Source organism: Acidimicrobiales bacterium, from assembly GCA_035316325.1.
Taxonomy (GTDB): domain Bacteria; phylum Actinomycetota; class Acidimicrobiia; order Acidimicrobiales; family VFJN01; genus DASXTK01.
Genome location: DATHJB010000141.1, coordinates 1 through 3,456, shown reverse-complemented (window position 1 = coordinate 3,456; position 3,456 = coordinate 1). Strand labels below are relative to the sequence as shown.

The 3,456-nt window shown below is 76.9% G+C and carries 3 protein-coding genes; all 3 read left to right on the top strand.

Features of this window, described 5'->3' with window-relative positions; translation table 11 throughout:
- Nucleotides 1–501 (top strand): hypothetical protein (locus VK611_18810; protein HMG43388.1); only part of this gene is annotated, 501 nt, incomplete at its 5' end.
- Nucleotides 498–2,708, top strand: a complete 2,211-nt coding sequence (locus VK611_18805; GenBank protein ID HMG43387.1) for a type IV secretion system protein — start codon at nucleotides 498–500, stop codon at nucleotides 2,706–2,708. The genes VK611_18810 and VK611_18805, both read left to right, overlap by 4 nt.
- A gap of 12 nt (nucleotides 2,709–2,720) precedes the next feature.
- On the top strand, nucleotides 2,721–3,456 hold a 736-nt coding region (locus VK611_18800; protein ID HMG43386.1), incomplete at its 3' end, for a hypothetical protein.

Sequence of the window (3,456 nt, the reverse complement as noted above, 5' to 3'; positions counted from 1 at the left end):
CTGGGCGCCCGCTTCGTGTTCCGCCAGGCGCGGGGCGCGATCCCCTCGGCGCTGCGGTTCCTGGGCGTGTCGGGCAGCGTCGACGCCGCCACCGTGCTGGAGCACGGCCTCGGCAACGGCCAGGCCCTCTACCGGGACGTGCGCGACCGGACGGGGCTGGTCCAGGTCCTCCCCCCGGCGCTCCCCTCGGTCCGGCCGCTGTTCGAGACGGCCCCGGGTGGCGGCGAGCCGGTGGTCCCGGCGGTGGCGCTGGGGCCCGGCGCCCGTCGTTCCCCGGCGCTCGACCGCTCGGAGCCCCCGCCCGCCCTCGACCCGGCCCCTCCCCCGGCACCGCCCGCGCGGCCACCCGCGCCCCCGCCCGCGCGGCCACCCGCGCCCCCGACGCCGCCGGCCCGCCCTCAGCCGGCGGCGCGGGGCGACCTCGCCACCGCCCGCGACCGGGCCCGCGAGCGCCGCCGCTCGCCCCTCGCCCACGCCCTCGACCCCAAGGACCCGACGTGACCCGCCCCTGGCGGCGGTGGCCGGCCGCCGTCGCGGTCGCCCTCGCCGTGGCCCTCGGTGTGGTCGTCGTCGGGGCGGAGCCGGCCGCGGCCGAGGCGGCGCCACGCCGGGCGCCGACGGGGTTCTGCGACACCCTGGGCGACCTCGTCGGCGGCATCAGCAGCATCTTCGGTGGTGGCGGAGGTGGCGGCGACGACCATGGGATCGCCGGCGAGGCCTGCGACCGCATCGGCGACGGCGTCGGCGCGGTCGGCGACTTCCTGAAGGACGCCAGCTGCTTCGTCGACGCCCTGCCGCGACCGGTGCAGGCGGCCGCCTTCGGATCGGTGTTCACCATCGCCGCCCCGCTCGGCCTGATGGACATGCCCTGGTGCGACACCGAGCTGCCCGACGCCCGGCCCACGTGCGCCGAGCTCGCCGCCGCCGGCCACGAGGACGAGAGCGGCCGCCCCAACCTCGGCGGCCTCCTGCCCGACCGCTGCTGGGGCACCTACCCGAGCTCGTACTACGACTTCAACTACGACGGCGGCGGCGTCCTCGACTTCCGCCGGCAGGTGCTCGGCACCCTCACCGGCCTGGCGTTCAGCGCCGGCAAGGGCCTGACCCAGGTGGGGCTGTGGCTCACCGGGTGGAGCTACGAGTGGGACGCCGAAGACCGGCTCGGACTGGTGTCCAACGATCTCGCCGACCGGTTCGACCGGGGCCTGGTCGGGCCGTTCCAGCTCGACTTCGTGGCCTGGTTCGTGGTCGTGACGTGGGCCGGGTTCACGATGCTGCGGGGTCGGATCTCCGTCGCCGGCGGCGAGCTGGTGCTGTCGGTGCTGCTGGCCGCGGTCGCCGCGGTCTTCGTGGCCAACCTGGCCGGCTACCGGGCCGGGGCCTTCCACACGCTGACGCGGCTGTCGGACGCGGTGCTCTCCGTCGGCGACAGCGGCGAGCTGCCCGACACCCCGAGGGCCACCGACGAGGTGCTGGGCGACCACCTGCGCAGCCTCCACATCGCCTTCGTCGAGGAGCCCTACGACCACCTCAACTGGGGGCGCTCGCTGGGCGGCTACGCCGACGACGCCGGCGCCACCGCGCCGATCGGCCTCGACTGCGTGCCCGAGCGCGACGCCATCGTCGCCCGCGGCCCTCACGGCGCCGACGGCTTCCCCCGCCAGGTGATGGTCGACGGCGGCGGGGTGGACGACGTCGACGGCGGCTGCGTCGAGGAGGCCGCGTTCAACGGGGAGGCCAGCTGGGACAAGTTCTTCGCCACGATCCTCTACCTGGTCGCGGCGCTGTTCATGTTCCTGCTGCTGGGCATGGTCGCGCTGACGATCGTGCTGGCGAAGCTGGGCGTGATCTTCCTGTTCGCCCTGGCGCCGTTCGCCACCGTGCTCGCGGTGCTGCCCGGTGGCGGGCGGCGCTCGGCGTGGCGCTGGCTGTCGTCGCTGCTGTCGATGCTCGGGCTCGTGGCGGCGATGAGCTTCGTCCTGGCGTTCCTGGTGGTCGCCGTCGACGGGTTCCTCACGTCGACCAACGAGGCCGTCGAGCCGATCGAGCGCTTCCTGGTGCTCGACGCCCTGGTCGCCGGCGCGGTCATCGCCCGGAAGCGCCTGCTCGCCGCGGGCATGGCGATGGCCAACCAGCTCGGCGATCGCCTCGCCATCTCCACTCCCGCGGGCAGCGGGTCGGTGGGGGCGTCCGGAGGGGGCGCCGGCGGGGGTGGCAGCAACCTGCCCGAGCTCGCCGCGACCTACATGGCGTACCACTCCGTCGACCGGCTCTTCGAGCGCCGCCGCCGCCGGGTCGACTCCACCCGGGCCAACCGGCGCCACGGCATCTGGATGCTCAACAACAACCTGACGCCGTTCCCGGGCGGCGGCGGCCGCGGCGGTGGCGGAGGCGGTGGCGGAGGCGGAGGCGGAGGCGCCGCGGGTGGAGGCCGGTTGAACCGCGTCGCGAGCTTCCTGCAACCCCGGTACGGAGGCGCCACGGTGGGCTCGCGGATCGCCAACCGGGCCCGGGCCCGGGCACGCAACGACCTGAGCCGGGCCCGCACGCTCGGCCGGGGCGCGCAGCGTGCCCGCGGTGGCGTGGGGAGCCTCGTCGGCGGCGGCCGCCGGGCGGGAGCGAACCTGCGGGGGCGCTGGACCCGGGGCGGCGGCAACCGCCGGGAGATCCTCCAGGCCCTGCGGATGCAGCGCCGCGGCCGGAGCTGACCACCCGGACCGATGGCGGACCACCCGGCGCCCGGCGGCGGCGGCGGCGCGGCGGCTCACGGGACCGGGCGGCGGGCGGCGGCTTCCCGGCTCGGCAGGAAGGGACGCGTCCGTGCGACGGCCAAGTGGGCACGACGGCGGGTCCGCAAGGAGGCCGCCAAGCGGGCGACCCAGGCGGCGACCGGCGGGTGGCTCACCCCGCGCCGGATCATGCTCCTCGCCGCTGTGGCCGCGGCCCTGCTCGTCGGCCTGGTGGTGGTGCTCGCCATGGCGGCCACGTCGGCGGCCGACGCGGCCCGGCAACTTCCCGTCGTCGGCAGCCTGTTCGGCAGCGACCCGCTGGATGCCGGCGCCGGCGCCCCCGGGGCGGCCGGCGACATCCCGCCCGACTTCCTGGCGCTCTACCACGAGGCCGCCGATGCCCGGCAGCTGGACTGGGCCATCCTCGCCGGCATCGGCAAGGTCGAGTGCGACCACGGCCGGTCGACGCTGGCGGGCTGCAACCCCCGCGGCACCGTCAACCGGGCCGGGGCACGCGGGCCGATGCAGTTCCTCGGCTCCACCTGGCGACGCGGCGCCGGGCAGCACGACCCCGAGGTGGCGGGAGCGCCGGTGCCCGAGGGCCGCGAGGGCGACGGCTACGCCACCGACGGCAACGGCGACGGCCTGGCCGACCCGTGGCAGCCGGACGACGCCATCCACGCCGCGGCCCGCCTCGTCGGCCGCAACGGCGCCCCCGGCGACTACA